At 63.7% G+C, this 18,137-nt stretch carries 14 protein-coding genes; 2 read left to right on the forward strand and 12 right to left on the reverse strand.

Translation table 11 applies throughout. From position 1 onward, the window contains the following. Window positions 1–79: 79 nt before the first annotated feature. The 11 genes from D9M09_RS24580 to leuS form a co-directional block, all read right to left on the reverse strand. Window positions 80–1,654, reverse strand: coding sequence for an SEL1-like repeat protein (locus D9M09_RS24580; RefSeq protein WP_240453464.1), 1,575 nt, complete (start codon window positions 1,652–1,654; stop codon window positions 80–82). A 2-nt stretch (window positions 1,655–1,656) separates the two neighbouring features. Next, complete coding sequence (locus D9M09_RS24585; protein ID WP_070220512.1) at window positions 1,657–3,861, reverse strand: EAL domain-containing response regulator; 2,205 nt, start codon at window positions 3,859–3,861, stop codon at window positions 1,657–1,659. A 5-nt stretch (window positions 3,862–3,866) separates the two neighbouring features. After that, window positions 3,867–6,020, reverse strand: coding sequence for an HDOD domain-containing protein (locus tag D9M09_RS24590; RefSeq protein WP_240453465.1), 2,154 nt, complete (start codon window positions 6,018–6,020; stop codon window positions 3,867–3,869). A gap of 203 nt (window positions 6,021–6,223) precedes the next feature. Continuing rightward, window positions 6,224–7,504: a multidrug effflux MFS transporter gene (locus tag D9M09_RS24595; RefSeq protein WP_200880291.1), complete on the reverse strand. Its 1,281-nt coding sequence runs from the start codon at window positions 7,502–7,504 to the stop codon at window positions 6,224–6,226. A 199-nt stretch (window positions 7,505–7,703) separates the two neighbouring features. After that, window positions 7,704–8,906, reverse strand: a complete 1,203-nt coding sequence (locus D9M09_RS24600; protein ID WP_373631582.1) for a THUMP domain-containing class I SAM-dependent RNA methyltransferase — start codon at window positions 8,904–8,906, stop codon at window positions 7,704–7,706. Window positions 8,907–9,123: 217 nt separating this feature from the next. Continuing rightward, on the reverse strand, window positions 9,124–9,738 hold the full coding sequence (locus tag D9M09_RS24605; RefSeq protein WP_070220516.1) for a 2-hydroxychromene-2-carboxylate isomerase: 615 nt from the start codon (window positions 9,736–9,738) through the stop codon (window positions 9,124–9,126). Window positions 9,739–9,748: 10 nt separating this feature from the next. Next, window positions 9,749–10,186: a CopD family protein gene (locus tag D9M09_RS24610; RefSeq protein WP_070220518.1), complete on the reverse strand. Its 438-nt coding sequence runs from the start codon at window positions 10,184–10,186 to the stop codon at window positions 9,749–9,751. 70 nt (window positions 10,187–10,256) lie between these two features. Further along, complete coding sequence (locus tag D9M09_RS24615) at window positions 10,257–11,540, reverse strand: glutamate-5-semialdehyde dehydrogenase (RefSeq protein WP_430886678.1); 1,284 nt, start codon at window positions 11,538–11,540, stop codon at window positions 10,257–10,259. Between the two features lie 11 nt (window positions 11,541–11,551). Beyond that, the gene (gene holA / locus D9M09_RS24620) at window positions 11,552–12,568 is read right to left on the reverse strand and encodes a DNA polymerase III subunit delta (RefSeq protein WP_121670610.1); all 1,017 of its coding nucleotides are present in this window, start codon (window positions 12,566–12,568) and stop codon (window positions 11,552–11,554) included. A 10-nt stretch (window positions 12,569–12,578) separates the two neighbouring features. Beyond that, complete coding sequence (gene lptE / locus D9M09_RS24625) at window positions 12,579–13,169, reverse strand: LPS assembly lipoprotein LptE (protein WP_070220522.1); 591 nt, start codon at window positions 13,167–13,169, stop codon at window positions 12,579–12,581. 2 nt (window positions 13,170–13,171) lie between these two features. Further along, the gene (leuS, locus tag D9M09_RS24630; protein WP_070311735.1) at window positions 13,172–15,811 is read right to left on the reverse strand and encodes a leucine--tRNA ligase; all 2,640 of its coding nucleotides are present in this window, start codon (window positions 15,809–15,811) and stop codon (window positions 13,172–13,174) included. Window positions 15,812–15,966: 155 nt separating this feature from the next. Between leuS and D9M09_RS24635 the strand changes: the two genes are divergently transcribed. Continuing rightward, window positions 15,967–16,731, forward strand: coding sequence for a DUF6597 domain-containing transcriptional factor (locus D9M09_RS24635; RefSeq protein WP_240453466.1), 765 nt, complete (start codon window positions 15,967–15,969; stop codon window positions 16,729–16,731). Between the two features lie 41 nt (window positions 16,732–16,772). Next, on the forward strand, window positions 16,773–17,174 hold the full coding sequence (locus D9M09_RS24640) for a VOC family protein (RefSeq protein WP_240453467.1): 402 nt from the start codon (window positions 16,773–16,775) through the stop codon (window positions 17,172–17,174). Here the strand turns inward: D9M09_RS24640 and D9M09_RS24645 are convergent. Continuing rightward, complete coding sequence (locus D9M09_RS24645; RefSeq protein WP_070220526.1) at window positions 17,171–18,067, reverse strand: LysR substrate-binding domain-containing protein; 897 nt, start codon at window positions 18,065–18,067, stop codon at window positions 17,171–17,173. The two genes, D9M09_RS24640 and D9M09_RS24645, sit on opposite strands and share 4 nt — an antisense overlap. Window positions 18,068–18,137 lie beyond the last annotated feature (70 nt).

Below are 18,137 nucleotides of genomic sequence, written 5' to 3' on the forward strand. Positions count from 1 at the left end.
TAAAATAAAGACCCATTCTTGACATACCTGGCATCCTCAATGCCAGCGTGGCGCGCGACGATTTTAATGAGAGCGTGAATTAATCGGCCAGCGCTTCCAGGCGCTCGCGCACCTGGTTCAGATCCGTCTCGCGCATGCGCGCCGCCGTCTGGCGCAGGGATTTTTCCGCGCCGGCCACGCCGGCCGCCGAGGCCATCGACAGCCAGATATACGCCTGCTGCAAATCGAGCGGAGCGCCCTGGCCGCTTGCGGCCATCAGGCCCAGATTCATCTGCGCCCGCGCATGGCCCTGGCGCGCGGCCAGCGCATACCAGTCCCAGGCAGCGGCATAGTCCTGCGGCACGTCCTGGCCATTGTCGTGCCGCAGGCCCAGCGCAAACTGGGCCAGGCTGTGGCCCTGGGCGGCGGCGCGGCAGTAACAGGCGCATGCCTGCTGGCTGTCAGGTGCAGGACCATCGTCGCGGTCGTGCAAGACGCCCTGCATGTATTGCGCCGGCGCGTAATCCTGCTCGGCGGCGCGGCGGTACCATTCCAGCGCCAGCGACAGATCCTGCGGCACACCCTGGCCATGCTCATAGCGCAGGCCCAGGTCGAACTGCGCGCGCACATGTCCCTGGTCGGCCGCCTTGCGGTACCAGAAGATGGCTTCCTGCGCATCGGCAGGCACGCCCTGTCCATGCTCATGCAGCAGTCCCAACTGATACTGCGCGGCGGGGAAGCCCTGCTCGGCGGCCTGGCGGTAAAACGCTTGCGCCTGCGCGTAATCGTGGGCGCCATGTTCATGATGCAGGCCCAGGTTGTGCTGGGCCGCCGCATGACCCAGTCCCGCCGCCTTGACATACCACTCCAGCGCCGCCTGTTTATCGCAAGGCACGCCCTGGCCATTGTCGTAAATCAGGCCCAGGTTGAACTGCGAACTGGCGTGGCCCTGCTCGGCTGCGCGCCGGTACCAGCTGATCGCCTGCCGGCTGTCCTGCGGCAGCACGTCGCCATTTTCATAGCGCAGCGCCAGGTTGAACTGGGCCGGCGCATAACCCTGCTCAGCGGCCTTGCGCATCCAGGCCGTCGCCTGCTGGCGATCCTGGCGCACGCCCTGGCCATTGTCGTAGCGCAGGCCCAGGTTGAACTGCGCACGCGCATAGCCCTGTTCGGCCGCCTTGCGGTACCAGGCGATGGCTTGCACGAAGTCCTGCGGCACGCCCTTGCCATTGTCATACATCATGCCCAGGTTGTTTTGCGCGCCCGCGTCGCCCTGCTCCGCCGCGCGGCTGAACCACAGCATGGCTTGCCCGCTATCTTGCGCGAGTCCCTGGCCCTTGGCATACAGCCAGCCCAGGTTGTACTGGGCCGCCGCGTAGCCCTGTTCGGCCGCCTGCTGGTACCAGTGCGCCGCCTGCGCAAAATCCTGCGGCACGCCCTGGCCCTTCTGGCACATCACGCCCAGGTTGTATTGCGCATGCTCGAGTCCCTGCGCGGCAGCCAGGCCGTACCAGTGCAGCGCCAGCGCATAGCTTTGTTCGATACCCTGGCCATTGAAATACATGAAGCCCAGGCTGTGCTGGGCGTTCGCATTGCCTTTCTCGGCCAGTCCTTTCAGGCGCAGGTAGTCAGCCGTGTAATGAGCAGCCGTGTAGCGGGGATCGGCAAGCGACACGGTCAAGCCTCGATGGTCAGCGTCGGGGACGGCGCGGGGGCGGCATCGGCGATCAGGCGGTTCTGCTCCTGCAGCACGCCGATAAAACTGCCCAGCGAAATGGGCCGGTGGTACAGATAGCCCTGCATCGTGGTGCAGCCCTTGTCCTGCAGGTAGCGCGCCTGCCCTTCCGTCTCCACACCCTCGGCGATCAGGTGCAGGCCCAGGCCGCGCGCAATCGAGATGATGGCCAGGATGACGGGATAGTGTCCGTGCTCGTCGTGGATTTCCTTCACAAACGACTGGTCGATCTTGATGGTGTGGATGGGGAAGCGATGCAGGTACGACAGCGAGGAATAGCCGGTGCCGAAATCGTCGATGGCCACCGACACGCCCAGCTGGCACAGCTTGTTCAACTGCTCGATCGCGTACTGCGGGTTGCGGATGCAGATGTTTTCCGTGATCTCGACTTCGATCTTTTCCGGCGCGATGCCGTAGCGCGTCAGCGCGCCGCGCATCTTCTCGAAAAAGTCGCCCCGGTCCAGGTATTGCGGCGACAAATTGAGCGACAGGCGCACGGCTTCGCCGCCAGCCGCGTTCCACTGCACCAGGTCGCGGCACAGGGCGCCCAGCATCCAGTCCGAGATCGGCAGCATCAAGCCGTTTTCCTCGGCGAACGGCAGGAATTCGCCGGCCGTCAGCAAACCCCGCTGCGGGTGGTTCCAGCGCATCAGGCCTTCGGCGCCAACGATGCGGCCCGTCATCACATCCACCTGCGGCTGGTAATACATCTCCAGCTGATTCAGCTCCAGCGCCTTGCGCAGGCTCTGCTCGAGCGCGATCTTCTGGTGCGACACGTCGAGCATGGACTCGTGATAGAAACTGTGGCCGTTCTTGCCCAGCGCCTTGACCTGGTACATGGCGATGTCGGCGTGGCGCAGCAGCTCGTCGATGGTCTCGCCGTCGCCCGGATAGATGGCGATGCCGATGGACGCCGAAATATGCACCTGGTTGCCATCGAGGTCGAACGGCTGGTGCAGGCATTCGAGGAATTTGTCGGCGATCAGGCGCGCATCCTGGCGGTCGCGCAGTTCCGGCAGCACGATGGTGAATTCATCGCCGCCCTGGCGCGCCAGGGTATCGCCGCGGCGCAGGCAATCCTTCAGGCGCAGCGCCACTTGCTGCAGCAGCTCGTCGCCCTTCACGTGCCCCAGGGTGTCGTTGACCAGCTTGAAACGATCGAGGTCGATGAACATCACGGCCAGTTCCGTCAGCTTGCGCCGCGCCTGGATGACGGCCAGCCCCAGGCGGTCCTTGAACAGCATGCGGTTCGGCAGGTCCGTCAGGATGTCGTGATAGGCCTGGTAAGAGATGACTTCCTCGGCGCGCTTGCGGTCGGTGATGTCGCGCGCCACGCCGTAGGTGCCGAAGTACTCCTGCTTTTTCGCTTCCTGGTCGTGGCCGTGCATGCCGATCGAGTTGAGCGGAATCGTCATCAGGGTGTTGTTGAAGGTCCGGTCGCTGCCGCTGCCGCTATGGCACTTCAGGCGCAGTTCCACATTGCGCGAGGCGCGCTCGTCGAGGCGGCGCTCGTTGAAGGCATAGCGCGCCCGCTCCTGGTCTTCATCGTGCACGAGAATCGAGTAATGGCTGCCGATCAGCTCCTCGCGGCTAAAGCCCAGCAACTGGTGCACCCTGTCGTTGATGAAAGTGATGCGGCCTTCGTGGTTCAGCGTATAGATGATGTCGGGCGAGCTGTCGACCAGGTAGCGGTACATCTTTTCCGAGTTTTCCAGCTGCAGCGCGATGCGCTCGTTCTCCAGCGCCAGCTGGCTCTTTTGCAGCGCGTTCTCCACCGTCTTGAGCAGCTCCTCGCGGCTGTAGGGCTTGCGCAGATAATCGTAGGCCCCGCGTTTGAGGGCGCCGATGGCCGCCTCGATGCCGACGTCGCCGCTCATGACGATCACGTCGCCCTCGATGCCGCGCCGGTTGATGTGGTCCATGATTTCATGGCCGCTCATGTCGGGCAGGCGCAAGTCGAGCAGGATCAGGTCGAAGCGCAGTTTTGACAACTGCGCCAGCGCCTCGCTGCCGCAGGTGGCCGTGTGCAGCTGGTAGCCGCGGTCCTTCAGCAATTCGTGGAGAGAGGCGAGCAGGCGGGGCTCGTCGTCGACCAGCAAAATGCGCGGGCTGTTTTCCAGGTCAAACGGAATGGCGGAGGAGTTCATGGACGTTACGAAGACATGGCGGTATTGCCGGGCGAGGGCAGCGCGGCTGCAGCGCTTGCCGGCAAGGGAATGGGCAGTAAAATTTCAAACGAGGTGCCGGACTTGCTGCTGCGGCAGCCGATCACGCCATGCAGGCGCGTGACCAGGTCATGCACGATGGACAAGCCCAGGCCGTGATGCGCGCCTGCCTTGCTGCTGCGCACGGGGGAAAACAGATTGGCCAGCACGTCCGGCGCCAGGCCGGCGCCATTATCGCTGACGCACAGCTCCAGGTACAGGCGGCGGTCGCGGTTCACGTGGCCACGGTTCGCCACTTCGATGCGCCCGCCATCAGGCAGGGCTTCGACGGCGTTTTTCAGCAGGTTGAGCAGGATTTGCTTGAGCATGTCGGCATCGGCCTCCACCTCGCATGGCGCGTCCTGCATGCGCGTGACCACCTCGATCTTCGGCGGCAGGAAGTCGGTGGCGCGGAACAGGCGCAGCACATCGTCGACCACGCGCGCGCAATCGGTCACGCCGCTGGACGCCGCCGGCTGCAGATCGGCCAGGCCGCCGATCAGCTGGCCGACCCGGTCGATTTCCTCGTTCAGGATCGCCATTTCGCCCGACACCGGTTCCTGCTTCTCGAGCTTGTGATCGAGCACGCTCAGATAGTTCTTGATGATGGACAGCGGGTTATTCACTTCGTGCACGACGCGGCGCGACGCGGCGCGGTATTCCTCGGTCACGTGATCGAGCTGGCGCCGCGCCAGCCCGCGCGCGCTGATGGCCGTTTCCAGCGCCGTGGCGGCCTGGTTGGCATACGCGCGCAGAAAACCCTCGCGCTTCTGGCAAGCGGGAATCTGCCACGCCGCCACGCCGCCAATGAGCACGCCCAGGCTGCGCTGGCCCGACGCCAAGGGCACGCAGACCAGGCTATCGGTACCGAGAATGCGGAACAGCTGCTCCTCGACGATGCCCAGCGCCGGCATGTCGCGTTTCAGGAACGCCAGCTGGCACTCCAGCGCCGAGGCGGCCAGGAGGCCGCCCTTGGCCAGCGGGATCGAGAAGCCGGCCAGGCGCTGCTGATGTTCGCCCGCCGCCACGCCGACGAGCGCATGGCCGGTGGGGTTTTGCAGCAGGATGACGGCGGTGTCGAAATCGAACAGAATGCGCGCCGAGCGCGTGATGGCTTCGAGCAGGCTGCTCTCGCCCTGCTGCCGGGCGAAGGTCTGGCCCACTTCGGACACCAGCACCATATTGCGCACTTCGTCGGACAGGCGCCGCTGCACCGGATCGACGGCGGGCGGCGCATAGGCGGGCGGCGTGGCGATATCGTCCGCGCCGGCCAGGTCGATGCCCAGGTGCTGCGCGGCCTGCTCCACCTGGCGCGCGACGCTGCCGGCCAGCTCGTCCAGTGTCTCGACGTCCAGCGCGCACAGGCTTGCCGCCTGCGTGATCGACTCCGCATCGTCGGCATGGCAGCACAGCAGGTGCGCCAGGCGCACGATGCGGATCAGGGGATGGCTCGCTTCCAGGCGCGCCAGCGGCTCATGGTGATACAGCACGCTGTCGGCCAGGAAGGAATCGAGATGCCAGCGCTCGATCAGCCAGGCGCCCGCTTCGGCATGCGTGATCTGCAAGGTACGCTGCTCCACCGCGCACAGGGCGGCATCGTCGCGCGCCGTGAAATTGAACGCGTATTCCTTCGGCGCCGTGGCCAGCAGGGCCAGGCGGCCCACGTTGTGCAGCAAGCCGGCCAGATATGCTTCCTCGACGTGCGGATAGGCCATGGCCTTGGCCAGCGCGCGCGCCATGACGGCGGCCGACAGCGAACTTTTCCAGAAGGCGCGCAAATCCGTGCTGCCGGAATGGGGAAAGCTGTTGAAGGTCTGGAAGACGGATTCGCTGATGACCAGGGTCTTGATCATGTCCGTGCCCAGCGACACGAGCGACTGTTCCAGGCTGACGACCTTGCTCTGCCGATGGTAGGCCGAGCTGCTGGCCACGCCGAGGATCTTGCTGGTCATGCCCGCATCCTTGGCGATCAGCGCGGCCAGCTCCGGCATGCCGGCATCGTCGGCCTGCAGGTGGGCGATCAGTTTGAGGAGGATCTGCGGCATGGCCGGCAGGCGGGCAATCAGCAGGCGATTGCGAATATCTTGATCAGATTGATGCATCGTATCAGGCATTGCCGGTTTGAAAAGGAAGAGCGCTCAGCAGCGAAGCGCGGCCACGTTCAGAGGAATCCTCCACTCCTGTAACCCAAAAAATGTCGCCTGAGAGGATGCCGGGAAAAGCAGTCATCTTATCATAAGCGCCGGATATTACTTGCAATATAGAAAATTAAGTTGAAATAAATCCAGCGTTCTGCGATGGAAACTTATGCCTTGAAGGAACCCAGCAAACGGTGGCGGAAGCGCCGCGATATCAGCCACAGCGCCAGCGCCAGGCCCGTAAACGCCAGCTGGCCCGACGCCAGCCACAGCACGGAACCGGACAGCAGAGGAGAGATCACGCCGGCCACCACGGCGCCCAGCAAGGTGCTGGCAAACGACTGGCACGAGGCCACCGTGCCGCGGATGTGCGGGAACAGGTCGAGCGCCAGCAGGGTCGCGCCCGGACCCACCAGCGACATGCCGAAGGTATAGAAGAACAAGGGCAGCACCGACCAGGGCAAGGAGGGCGGCAGGAACAGGTGATACACGACATTGACGCTGGCGGCGCACAGCAGGAAGGCAAAGCCGATGCCGATCTGGCGCGCGAACGTGACCTTGCCGGCGATGCGGTTGGCCGCCGCGGCGCCCATGAAGATGCCGCTCACGCAGGGAATGAACAGCCAGGCGAATTGCGATGGCCCCAGGCCCAGCTGCTTGGGCAGCATTTCCGGCGCGGCCGTGATGAACAGGAACAGGCCCGCGAAATTGAGCGCGACGATGCCGGCCTTGATGTGGAACAGGGGCGAGCGCAGGATCTGGCCATAGCTCGACGCCAGGAAGCGGGGATTGAAGGGCTGGCGCTTTTCCATCGGCAGGGTTTCGGGCAGGCGCCAGTAGCAGAACGCCAGCAGCACCACCGTGTAGAAGGCGAGGAACAGGAAGATCGAGCGCCAGTCGAACCAGATGACGATCCAGCCGCCCAGAATCGGCGCCACGGCCGGCGCGATGGAAAAGATCATCGTCACCAGCGACAGCAGCCGCGCCGCCGCCGCATCGGCATACAGGTCGCGGATGATGGCACGGCTGATCACCACGCCGGCGCCGGCCGAGACGCCCTGCATGATGCGGAAGAACCACAGGTAATGCACCGTGTGCGCCGAAGCGCAGCCGAGCGAACCGATGGCAAACATCAGCAGCGACACGAGAATGACGTTGCGCCTGCCGAAGGTATCCGAGATCGCGCCATGCCACAGCACCATGCCGGCAAAGGCCAGCATGTAGAACGTCAGCGACTGCTGCACTTCCAGCGGCGACGCCTGCAGCGAACCCTGGATCGCGCCAAACGCGGGCAGATAGGTATCGATCGACAGGGGACCCAGCATCGACAGCCCGGCCAGCATCATCGCCAGCGCACCGCGGCTCAGCGGCGCCATGTGGCTCGGTGTGGGAGGCGGAACGGGCGTGACCGGGTCGGGCGGCACATCGGCCGGAGGGGTGGGAAACATGGCGGATCCAAAGTGGCGCGCGGACCGGTTGCGGTCCGCGCGAGGTACTGCGTTACTACAGACGTCTACAGACGTCTACAGACGCCAAAATAGCTGATAAAACCGTCGCGAGCGGAAGGGAGAGCTGGCCGAGAAGCGCAGCCGTACACGAGTACGGCAAGCATCACAGGCCGCCTATCCCGACGCGCAGCAGGTTTGATCAGTTATTTTTTGGCTTGGCTTCTTCGCGGCGGTTGTAACCGGCGACCATATCAAAGCGGAACAAACGACATTCCAGCGCACCGTTGAAGAATGGCGTCTTGCGCGCTTCCTTCAGACGCAGCAGCTTGGGCAGGCCCAGGTCGGCCGTGAACAGGAACACGGTCCAGCCGGCGAAGCGCTGCTTCAGGGTCGTGCCCATGGCCGAATAGAACGACGTCGACAGTTCATCTTCCGGGATGGTGCTGTCGCCGCGCACGCCGATACGCTCGCCGTACGGCGGGTTGGTCAGCATGATGCCCGGCACGTCACTCGGCGGCTTGACTTCCTGCGCCTCGATCTGTTTCAGGGGCACGTCGAAGCGCACGCCGGCGCAACGCAGGTTATGGCGCGTCATGGCGACCATGTCGCCCGAGATATCGCTGCCGAAAATGGTCGGTTCGGCCGGCAGCGGATTGACCTTGATGGCGTTTTTCATGGCATTCCACGGCGCCGGATCGAAGTCGTGGAAGTTTTCAAACGCGAACTGGCGCGAGGCGCCCGGCGGTATCCCTTGCAGCATCTGCGCCGCTTCGGCCAGGATGGTGCCGGAACCGCACATCGGGTCGAACAGCACCATGCCAGGCTTCCAGCCCGACACGCGCAGCAGGCCGGCGGCCAGGTTTTCGCGCAGCGGCGCGTCGCCCGTCTCTTCGCGCCAGCCGCGCTTGAACAAGGCTTCGCCCGAGGTGTCGAGATAGACGGTGAAGGTATGCGCGTCGAGGAAGCCGACGATGCGCATGTCCGGCGTCTTGGTGTTGACCGATGGACGCTCGTTGAACTGGTCGCGGAAGCGGTCGCAGATCGCATCCTTGATTTTCAATGTCGTGAATTCCAGGCTGCGCAGCGGCGATTTCACGGCCGTGACGTCAACGCGGATCGTGTGGTGCACGCCGAACCAGTCTTCCCAGGATTGCGCCAGGGTCAGGTCGTAAATATCGTTTTCCGTCTTGTAGCCGGAATGCGCCATGCGCATCAGCACGCGCGAAGCGATGCGCGAATGCAGGTTGATGCGGTAGGAATCGAGCAGGTCGCCGGAGCAATGGACGCCGCCCGGCACCTGGTTGTGCACCTTCATGGTCGCACTATCCTGGGCGATCTCGCCCAGTTCCTCGGCCAGCGCCGCTTCCATGCCGCGCGGGCATGGGCAAAAATATGAAGCCATGGTGTACCTTTTATCCGTTGAAAAACAATTAACTAAAAATTTCAAAACTTGTCGGATTACGCGCGCAGCGCCAATCCGACCTACATCCAATATCTTGCGCAGGTCGGCGTAGGTCGGCTTAGCCCGCCAGGGCGTAAGCCGACAACACCGCTGCCGACTGAGCTTGTCGGATTACGCGCAAAGCGCTAATCCGACCTACATTGACATCTTTCCATAATTATTTCGCCAGCGCGCGCTCGACAAAATCGAGGCGGTCCTGCCCCCAGAACCCTTCGCCATCGACGATGTACCACGGCGAACCGAACACGCTGGCGGCGGTGGCCGCTTCCGTGTTGGCGTCGTATTCCGCCTGCACGCTGGCCGTCTCCGACGTTTTCAGCAACTGGCGGCCGTCGAAACCGGCGTCAAACGCGATCTGCACCAGGGTTTCCTCGTCGCCGATATTGCGCTCCTCCGCCCACAGACCGCGCATGATGGCGTGCGCCAGTTTCAGCGACGCTTCCACGCCGTGCGCCAGGCGCGTGGCGATGATCAGCTTGGCCGACGCTTCCGGCGACACGGGGAAGAACTTCGGCTGCAGGGTCAATGGCACCTGCAAAAAGGCCGACCAGCGCGCCAGTTCGGCCAGGCGGTACGCCTGGCGCTGCGGTGCGCGCTTGGCCAGCGGCAGGCCGCCCGAGACGCTGAAGACCTTGCCCAGGTCAAAGGGACGCACGTCGATCTGTGCGCCCGTCTTCGCGGCGATGGCCATCAGGCGCGCATGCCCCAGGTAGGTCCATGGCGAGTGGGGCGCAAAAAAATACTGCACGACTTTGCTCTGGCTTGCACTCATTTCGACTCCCTTAGAAAGGCTTGACCACGACCAACACGACGACGGCCAGCAGCATCACCACCGGCACTTCATTAAACCAGCGGAACCAGGTGTGACTGCGCTTGTTGAGACCTTTTTCAAACTTGCGCAGGATGGAACCGCAGGCGTGGTGATAGCCGAGCAGCAGCACCACGAACGTCAGTTTGGCGTGCATCCAGCCCGGCATCTTCATGCCGCCCTGGCTCCCGCCATACAGCATCCACATCAACGCCAGCCCCAGCACCATCGCCGGCAGCGCCAGCAGCGACATGAAGCGGTACAACTTGCGCGCCATCAGCAGCAGGCGCTCGGTGGCCACCGTTTCCGTCTCCATCGCCAGGTTCACGAAGATGCGCGGCAAATAAAACAGGCCGGCGAACCAGGAAATGACGAAGATGATGTGGAAGGCTTTGGTCCAGAGAAAGAGCATGGGGTTCCCAGTGTCGGAGGTGGAGAGAAACAAGAGCACGGGCCGCCTTGTGGGCCGCCCGCGAATGAGACTATTTGCGTACTTCGCCGTGGCCGAAAACCACGTACTTGAGCGAGGTCAGGCCTTCCAGGCCCACCGGACCGCGCGCGTGCAGCTTGTCGTTCGAGATGCCGATCTCGGCGCCCAGGCCATATTCGAAACCGTCGGCGAAACGCGTCGAGGCGTTCACCATCACCGAGGCGGAATCGACTTCGCGCAGGAAGCGCAGCGCATCGCTGTAGTCTTCCGTGATGATGGACTCCGTGTGCTTCGAGGAATACCGGTTGATGTGGTCCATCGCTTCGTCGATGCCGTCGACCACCTTCACCGACAGGATGGCGGCCAGGTATTCGGTGGACCAGTCTTCCTCGGTGGCCGCTATCAGGTGCGGATAAGCGGCGGCGGCCAGGATCGCATGGCTTTCCGGATCGGCGCGCAGTTCCACCTGTTTGGTCAGGTACAGTTCGGCCAGCTGCGGCAGCACGGCCGGTGCGATGGCGCGCGCCACCAGCAGGGTTTCCATGGTGTTGCAGGTGCCGTAGCGGTGGCACTTCGCGTTGAAGCCGATATCGACGGCTTTTTTCAGGTCCGCCTTGGCGTCGATGTAGACGTGGCAGATGCCGTCGAGGTGCTTGATCATCGGCACGGTGGCCTCTTCCATCAGGCGCGCGATCAGGCCTTTGCCGCCGCGCGGCACGATGACGTCCACGTACTGCGGCATGGTGATCAAAGCGCCGACGGCGGCGCGGTCGGTAGTGTCGATCACTTGCACGGCATCGGCAGGCAGGCCGGCACCCAGCAAGCCCTCGGCCACCAGCTTGGCCAGCGCGCGGTTGCAGTGAATCGCTTCCGAGCCGCCGCGCAAGATCGTCGCGTTGCCGCTCTTGATGCACAGGCCGGCCGCGTCCACCGTCACGTTCGGACGCGCTTCATAGATGATGCCGATGACGCCCAGCGGCACGCGCATCTGGCCCACCTGGATGCCCGTCGGACGGAATTTCATGTTCGAGATTTCGCCGATCGGGTCGGCCAGCGACACGATTTGCGTCAAGCCTTCGACCATGGTGGCGATGGCGGCGTCGGACAGGGTCAGGCGGTCGAGCATGGCCGGCGCCAGGCCGGCGGCAGCAGCCGCATCGAGGTCGCGCTGGTTGGCCGCGCGCAGCAGATCGGCATCGCGCACGATGGCGGCGGCGATCAGGGTCAAGGCGCGGTTGCGCGTGGCGCTGTCGGCACGCGCCATGGCGCGCGAAGCGGCGCGTGCGCGCGTGCCCACGTCCTGCATATATTCTGTGATGTCCATGCTCGTATCCATATAGTAAAAAACTAGCCTCGGGCGATCTTCAGTCCCAGTTGCAGCATGGCGTCCCAGGCATCGCCCGCGTAGCCCTTGGCGCGCAAACCCTTGATCATCTTGTCCACCTGCGCCGCCTGCTGCAGCGCCGCTTCCAGCACGGGCAGCGAAATGCGCCGCAGGGCCGGTTCCATCATCCGCTCGCGCGGACCCCAGATGCGGTATTCCTTCAGCAGCGCGCCCAACGGACGCCCTTGCGCCATGCCGGCCTTCAATTTTAACAGCGTGCGGATTTCCTCGGAGACGGCCCACAAGACCAGCGGCAGCGCCTCGCCCTCGCCTTTCAAGCCTTCGAGCATGCGCACCAGGCGCGCCGGGTCGCCGGCCAGCATGGCTTCGGACAGCTTGAAGACATCGTAGCGGGCCACGTTCAGCACCGCGTCCTGCACTTGTTCGTACGTCAGCTTGCCCGCGGCATGCAGCAAGCCCAGCTTCTGGATTTCCTGGTGCGCCGCCAGCAAGTTACCTTCCACCCGTTCGGCGATGAAGTCGATGCTGGCACGCTCGGCGCTTTGCCCCTGCGCGGCCAGGCGCTGCGATATCCACGCCGGCAACTGTGCCCGTTCCACATTCGGAATGTCGATATACACGGCCGCCTGCTGCAGGCTGGCGACCCAGGCCGCCTTTTGCGTGGCCCAATCCAGCTTGGGCAAGGTGATCAGGGTCAGGTTGTCGGGACTGAGGTTTTTCGCGTAGCTTTGCAGCGCCGCGCCGCCATCCTTGCCCGGCTTGCCCGTGGGGATGCGCAGTTCGATCAGTTTTTTATCGCCGAACAGCGACAGCTCCTGGTTCGCCGCCAGCAGTTCACCCCACTTGAAGCTGCGCTCCACCGTCAGCACGTCGCGCTCGGAGTAGCCCTGCGCGCGCGCCGCGCGGCGGATCTTGTCGGCCGCTTCCAGCGCCAGCAAGTGTTCGTCGCTGGTGATCACATACAGCTGCGCCAGCGGCTTGGCCACATTCCCATCGAGCGCATCTATCCGCAATTGCATGGCGTCCCCGTTACTGCTGCGGGGCGGCCGGCGCGGCCGGCGTCACCGGCGCCACCGACATGGCCGGCAGCACCGGCTTGATGGCGGCCAGGCGGCGCATGATCTGCTGCACCAGGTCGTTGCGCATGTCGCGGTACAGCGCCGCTTCCTCGGTTTCCTTGGCCAGTACCTGCCTGTCGTCGAAGGTGATGGGGCGCACCAGGCTGATGGTCGTCGGCGCCAGCAACTGGTTGCCGGCCTTGTCCACCACGCGGAAATTGATCGAATAGCCGAGTTGATACTCTTGTACGCGGCCGCTGGTGTTCAGGGACAAAATGGTCTTGGTACGATTCATCTCCGGATCGGAGATCACTTCAAGGACGGCGTCGGCGCCATCCCTGGTATTGACCACCTCCGTGCTGCCAATGGCGCGGATATAGCGCTTCAGGCCGATCGCCAGCGGCGACGAGTCGGGCAAGCCGATGTACATCGTCGCGAACGGCAGCATGAAACTGCCGTTCGAACCGCGCAAGTGAAAGCCGCAGGCCGACAGCAGGACGGTCAGGCCCAACGCCAGCACGGCGCGGCGGCCCAACAGCGATACTTGAGAGGAAGTCGTCATGATTACACCACGATGCTGATTAACTTGCCTGGCACGACGATGATCTTCTTCGGCGTGGTCTCGACGTACTTCTGCACACTTTCGCACGCCAGCGCGGCCGCTTCGATGCTGGCCTTGTCCGCATCCTTGGCCACCGTGATCGAGCCGCGCAGCTTGCCGTTCACCTGGATCATCATCTCGATCTCGGACTGCTCCAGCGCTTGCGGGTCGACCTGCGGCCATGCCACGTTCAGCAGATCGCCGTGCACGCCAGCGTAGCCGAGTTCCTGCCACAGCACATGGGTGATGTGCGGCGCGACGGGATTGAGCAGGCGCAGGAAGATCGAGAAGCCTTCGGCGATCAGGGCCTTCGACTGCGCGCTATCGTCCAGCTTGGCCGATTCCAGCGTGTTGAGCATCTTCATGCAGGCCGACACCACGGTGTTGTACTGGATGCGCTTCAAGTCGTAATCGGCTTGCTGCAGCAGCTTGTGCAATTCGCGGCGCAGGTTTTTCTGCGCGTCGCCCGTGGCCGGTGCGGCGCCGCCAGCCAGTGCGGCCTGGATCGTTGCCGACTGGGCATAGCCGAAGTTCCACACGCGGCGCAGGAAGCGGTTCGCGCCTTCGACGCCGCTGCCCGACCATTCCAGGGTCTGTTCCGGCGGCGAGGCGAACATGGTGAACAGACGGGCAGTGTCGGCGCCGTACTGCTCGATCTGCGCTTGCGGGTCGATGCCGTTGTTCTTCGACTTCGACATTTTTTCCGTGCCGCCGATTTCCACGGGCTGGCCGTCGGCTACCAGGACGGCGGACTGCGGACGGCCCTTGTCATCGAGCGACAAGCGCACGTCGTCCGGGTTGAACCAGGTGGTCTTGCCGGCGGCGTCCTTGCGGAAGTACGTTTCGTTGAGCACCATGCCTTGCGTCAGCAGGTTGACGAACGGCTCGTCGAACTTGACCAGGCCGAAGTCGCGCATGATCTTGGTCCAGAAGCGCGCGTACAGCAAGTGCATGACGGCGTGTTCGATGCCGCCGATGTACTGGTCCATCGGCATCCAGTAATCGTTGCGCGCGTCGACCATGGCGTCGTTCGAGCCTGGCGAGGTATAGCGCATGTAGTACCACGACGAATCGACGAAGGTATCCATGGTGTCCGTCTCGCGGCGCGCCGGCTTGCCGCACTGCGGGCAGTCGCACTGCAGGAAGGCTTCATATTTGTTCAGCGGGTTGCCCGTGCCGTCCGGCACGCAGTCTTCCGGCAGCACCACCGGCAGGTCTTTTTCCGGCACCGGCACCACGCCGCAGTCGGCGCAATGGATCATCGGAATCGGCGTGCCCCAGTAGCGCTGGCGCGAAATGCCCCAGTCGCGCAGGCGGAACGTGGTTTTCTTTTCGCCCAGGCCCAGCTCCGCCAGGTCGGCGGCCACCGCATCGACGGCGGACGCGAAATGCAGGCCGTCGTATTTGCCGGAAGCGATGCAGACGCCGTCCTTGCTGCCATACGATTCCTGCCAGGCGTCCGTCGAAAATTCCTGGCCCTTGACTTCGATCACTTGCTTGATCGGCAGATTGTATTTCTTGGCAAAGCCGAAATCGCGTTCGTCGTGCGCCGGCACGCCCATCACGGCGCCGTCGCCGTAGGTGATCAGCACGTAGTTGCCGACCCAGACTTCCACTTGCGCGCCCGTCAGCGGATGGGTGACGAACAGGCCGGTCGGCATGCCCTTCTTTTCCATCGTTGCCATGTCTGCCTCGATCACGGAACCGAGCTTGCATTCGGCGTTGAACGCGGCCAGAGCAGGATTCGTTTGCGCGGCGTGGATGGCCAGCGGGTGTTCGGCGGCCACGGCGCAGAAGGTCACGCCCATGACGGTGTCCGGACGGGTGGTGAAAACGTACAGCTTGCCGTCGCCGATCAGGGCGCCGTTCGCGTCCTTGATCGCATGCGGGAAGGCGAAGCGCACGCCCGTCGACTTGCCGATCCAGTTGGTCTGCATGATGCGCACGCGCTCGGGCCAGCCCGGCAGCTTGTCATCGACATAGGCCAGCAGCTCTTCCGCGTAATCGGTGATGCGCGCGTAGTACATGGGGATTTCGCGCTTTTCGATCAGCGCGCCGGAACGCCAGCCCTTGCCGTCGACCACTTGTTCGTTGGCCAGCACGGTCTGGTCGATCGGGTCCCAGTTCACGGTGCCCGTCTTCTTGTAGATGATGCCTTTTTCCAGCATCTTGAGGAACATCCACTGGTTCCATTTGTAGTATTCGGGCTTGCAGGCGGTCATTTCGCGCGACCAGTCGATGGCCAGGCCCATCGATTCCATCTGCTGCTTCATGTGGGCGATGTTCGAATACGTCCATTGCGCAGGCGGCACGTTGTTGGCCATGGCCGCGTTTTCCGCCGGCATGCCGAACGCATCCCAGCCCATCGGCATGAGCACGTTGTAGCCGTTCATGCGCAGGTAGCGGTACATCACGTCATTGATCGTATAGTTGCGCACGTGACCCATGTGCAGCTTGCCCGAAGGGTAAGGCAGCATCGAGCAGGCAAAATACTTGCCTTTTGGGAAACGCGGATCGTGTTCGACGGCTTTATAGGCGTCGATCGCCTTCCAGTGCGATTGGGCGGCTTGTTCGACGTCGGCGGGACTATATTTATCTTGCATGATGTGCGGCCAATAGTGGATATGAACCGAGCATTATACTGGTTGTCGCCGCCCGATAGCGCGGCGCGCTGGCGGCCCGGGCCGGCAAATTTTGGCAAGCGCACAATTATGCTGTGTAATATATGGCAATCTTGTTCTTTGCATCAAAGCCGGCCATGATCGTCTATCAGGAATATCTGCCCATCCCCACCTTGCGGCCCTGGCTGGACTGCGTCTGGACCTGCCGCGTGCAGACGGGCGCCACGCCCTTCACGCACCAGGTCTTGCCCGACAATTGCATCGACATCCTGTGCCAGGACCAGCAGGACGCCAGCTTTGCCGTGGGCATGATGACGGCGCCGATTACCGTCGTCAGCCAGGGTCTGGTGCAGACGGTGGCGGCCCGCTTCAAGCCGGGCGCAGCGGCACGCTTCTTCCAGCTGCCCTTGTGCGAACTGAGCGATGGCCGCACGGGATTGCAGCAGCTATGGGGCCGCGAGCTGGCGGCGCGCCTCGGTGACGCGCTATGGAGCGAGCCCTTGTCCAACGCACAAAGAATTGCCATTTTGCAAGAATATCTGCTGCTGCGCCTGCGCGCCGCGCCGCCACGGCGCCAGGCCGGCGCGGCCGACCATGCCATCGCGGCCATTGAGGCGGCATCGGGGCAGGTGCGCGTGGATGGACTGGCGCAGCAGCTGGGCGTGTCGCGCCAGCACCTGGCGCTGCAATTTCGCCAGCAAGTGGGCATCAGCCCGAAGCTGTTTGCCCGCATCTGCCGTTTCCGCGCCGCCTGCCAGGCCATGCAAAGCGTGGCGGGACAGCAGGACTGGGCGCAGATGGCCTTGCAATATGGTTATTTCGATCAGTCGCACCTGATCCACGACTTCCAGGAATTCGCCCGCAGCTCGCCCGACGCGTGGCTGGCGGGCCGGCGCGCGTGAGCACCTTCCATTTTTCCAATCGCCACGCGCACGCCGGTGGCATGATGGCGTTATTCTTCATTCACCAGGAGCAGAACATGATCAAGGGCTTGCGCACCGTCACCTATCCCGTCCCCGACCTGGACAAGGCCAAAGCCTGGTACAGCCAGGTATTCGGCACGGCACCGTATTTCGACCAGCCGTTCTATGTCGGCTTTGCCATCGGCGGCTTCGAGCTGGGACTGCTGCCGGACGGCAAGCCTGGCACGCAGGGCAGCGTGACGTACTGGGGCGTGGATGGCATTGAGCAGGAAGTCGAACGCATCGTGGCGCTGGGCGGCAGCCTGCACCATCCGATCACGGACGTGGGCGACGGCATCCGCACGGTGGAATTGCTCGACCCCTTCGGCAACCAGATCGGCCTGATCGACAATCCCCACTTCGATACGGCCAAGGTCGTCTAGGCCGCCTCGTCTTGCAGCCATACGCGGAACTGCTGCAAGGCCAGTTTCTCATGTGCCGCCTCGGGCGTGATCAGGTAATACGCGCGCTGGCCGCGCAGTGGGCGCTCGCATGCGATGCGCAGCTCGCCGCGCGCCAGTTCCGCTTCGACCAGCATACGGGGCAGCAAGACCACGCCCTGTCCCTGCACGGCCGCCATGGCCAGCATGGAAAACAACTCATAGCGGGCGCCGTAGCGCGCCAGTTCCCCATCGACCTGCATGGCGTCAAACCACTGGCGCCAGGCGCCCGGGCGCGTACTTTGCTGCAACAAGGTCAGTTCCAATAAATCCTGCGGCTGCCAGGCGCTGCGCGCCGCCAGCAGGCGCGGGCTGGCGACAGGCACGATTTCTTCGTGCATGAGCAAGGTGGCGCGCGTGCCGGGCCAGCGCGCCAGCTGCTCGGGCGTACCCGCGTACAAGGCGCCGTCGTATTCCGTATCGGCAAACATGAACGGCTTTGTATAGGCATCGATATGCACGACGATATCGGGGTGCAAACCGGCCAGCGACGACAGCCGCGGCATCAGCCAGCGCGTGGCAAACGTGGGCACAGACGCGAGCTGCAGCGCCCCGCCGCCGCCCTGGCGCGCCATGGTGTCGAGCGTGTCGCGCTCCAGGCCGTCGAGGCGGGCCGCGATCTGGCGCGCATACGCGGCGCCGGCGCTGGTCAGCAGCACGCCATGGCGCGTGCGCTGGAATAGTTGCACGCCAAGAAAGCTTTCCAGGGAAGATATCTGCCGCGACACGGCGCTTTGCGTCAGCGACAGTTCGCGCGCCGCATGCGTGTAGCTCTGGTGGCGCGCGGCCGCTTCGAAACAATTTAGCGCTTGCAGCATGGGAATTTTGCGTGACATGGGGGTATCGGGCCGGTGAAAGGCTTCAGTATGCCGCAAGATATGCGCATCACGCATGTCTGGGTGCAAA

Origin of the sequence: Janthinobacterium agaricidamnosum, from assembly GCF_003667705.1 — a bacterium.
GTDB lineage: Bacteria > Pseudomonadota > Gammaproteobacteria > Burkholderiales > Burkholderiaceae_D > Janthinobacterium.

Excerpts from the sequence above, each read along its gene's own strand:
- holA (WP_121670610.1), bottom strand. The coding sequence starts at position 12,568 with ATGCAATTGCGGATAGATGCGCTCGATGGGAATGTGGCCAAGCCGCTG.
- D9M09_RS24590 (WP_240453465.1), bottom strand. The coding sequence starts at position 6,020 with ATGCATCAATCTGATCAAGATATTCGCAATCGCCTGCTGATTGCCCGC.
- D9M09_RS24645 (WP_070220526.1), bottom strand. The coding sequence starts at position 18,067 with ATGTCACGCAAAATTCCCATGCTGCAAGCGCTAAATTGTTTCGAAGCG.
- D9M09_RS24615 (WP_430886678.1), bottom strand. The coding sequence starts at position 11,540 with ATGGATACGAGCATGGACATCACAGAATATATGCAGGACGTGGGCACG.
- D9M09_RS24635 (WP_240453466.1), top strand. The coding sequence starts at position 15,967 with ATGATCGTCTATCAGGAATATCTGCCCATCCCCACCTTGCGGCCCTGG.
- D9M09_RS24610 (WP_070220518.1), bottom strand. The coding sequence starts at position 10,186 with ATGCTCTTTCTCTGGACCAAAGCCTTCCACATCATCTTCGTCATTTCC.
- D9M09_RS24600 (WP_373631582.1), bottom strand. The coding sequence starts at position 8,906 with ATGGCTTCATATTTTTGCCCATGCCCGCGCGGCATGGAAGCGGCGCTG.
- lptE (WP_070220522.1), bottom strand. The coding sequence starts at position 13,169 with ATGACGACTTCCTCTCAAGTATCGCTGTTGGGCCGCCGCGCCGTGCTG.
- D9M09_RS24605 (WP_070220516.1), bottom strand. The coding sequence starts at position 9,738 with ATGAGTGCAAGCCAGAGCAAAGTCGTGCAGTATTTTTTTGCGCCCCAC.
- D9M09_RS24595 (WP_200880291.1), bottom strand. The coding sequence starts at position 7,504 with ATGTTTCCCACCCCTCCGGCCGATGTGCCGCCCGACCCGGTCACGCCC.
- D9M09_RS24640 (WP_240453467.1), top strand. The coding sequence starts at position 16,773 with ATGATGGCGTTATTCTTCATTCACCAGGAGCAGAACATGATCAAGGGC.
- D9M09_RS24585 (WP_070220512.1), bottom strand. The coding sequence starts at position 3,861 with ATGAACTCCTCCGCCATTCCGTTTGACCTGGAAAACAGCCCGCGCATT.
- leuS (WP_070311735.1), bottom strand. The coding sequence starts at position 15,811 with ATGCAAGATAAATATAGTCCCGCCGACGTCGAACAAGCCGCCCAATCG.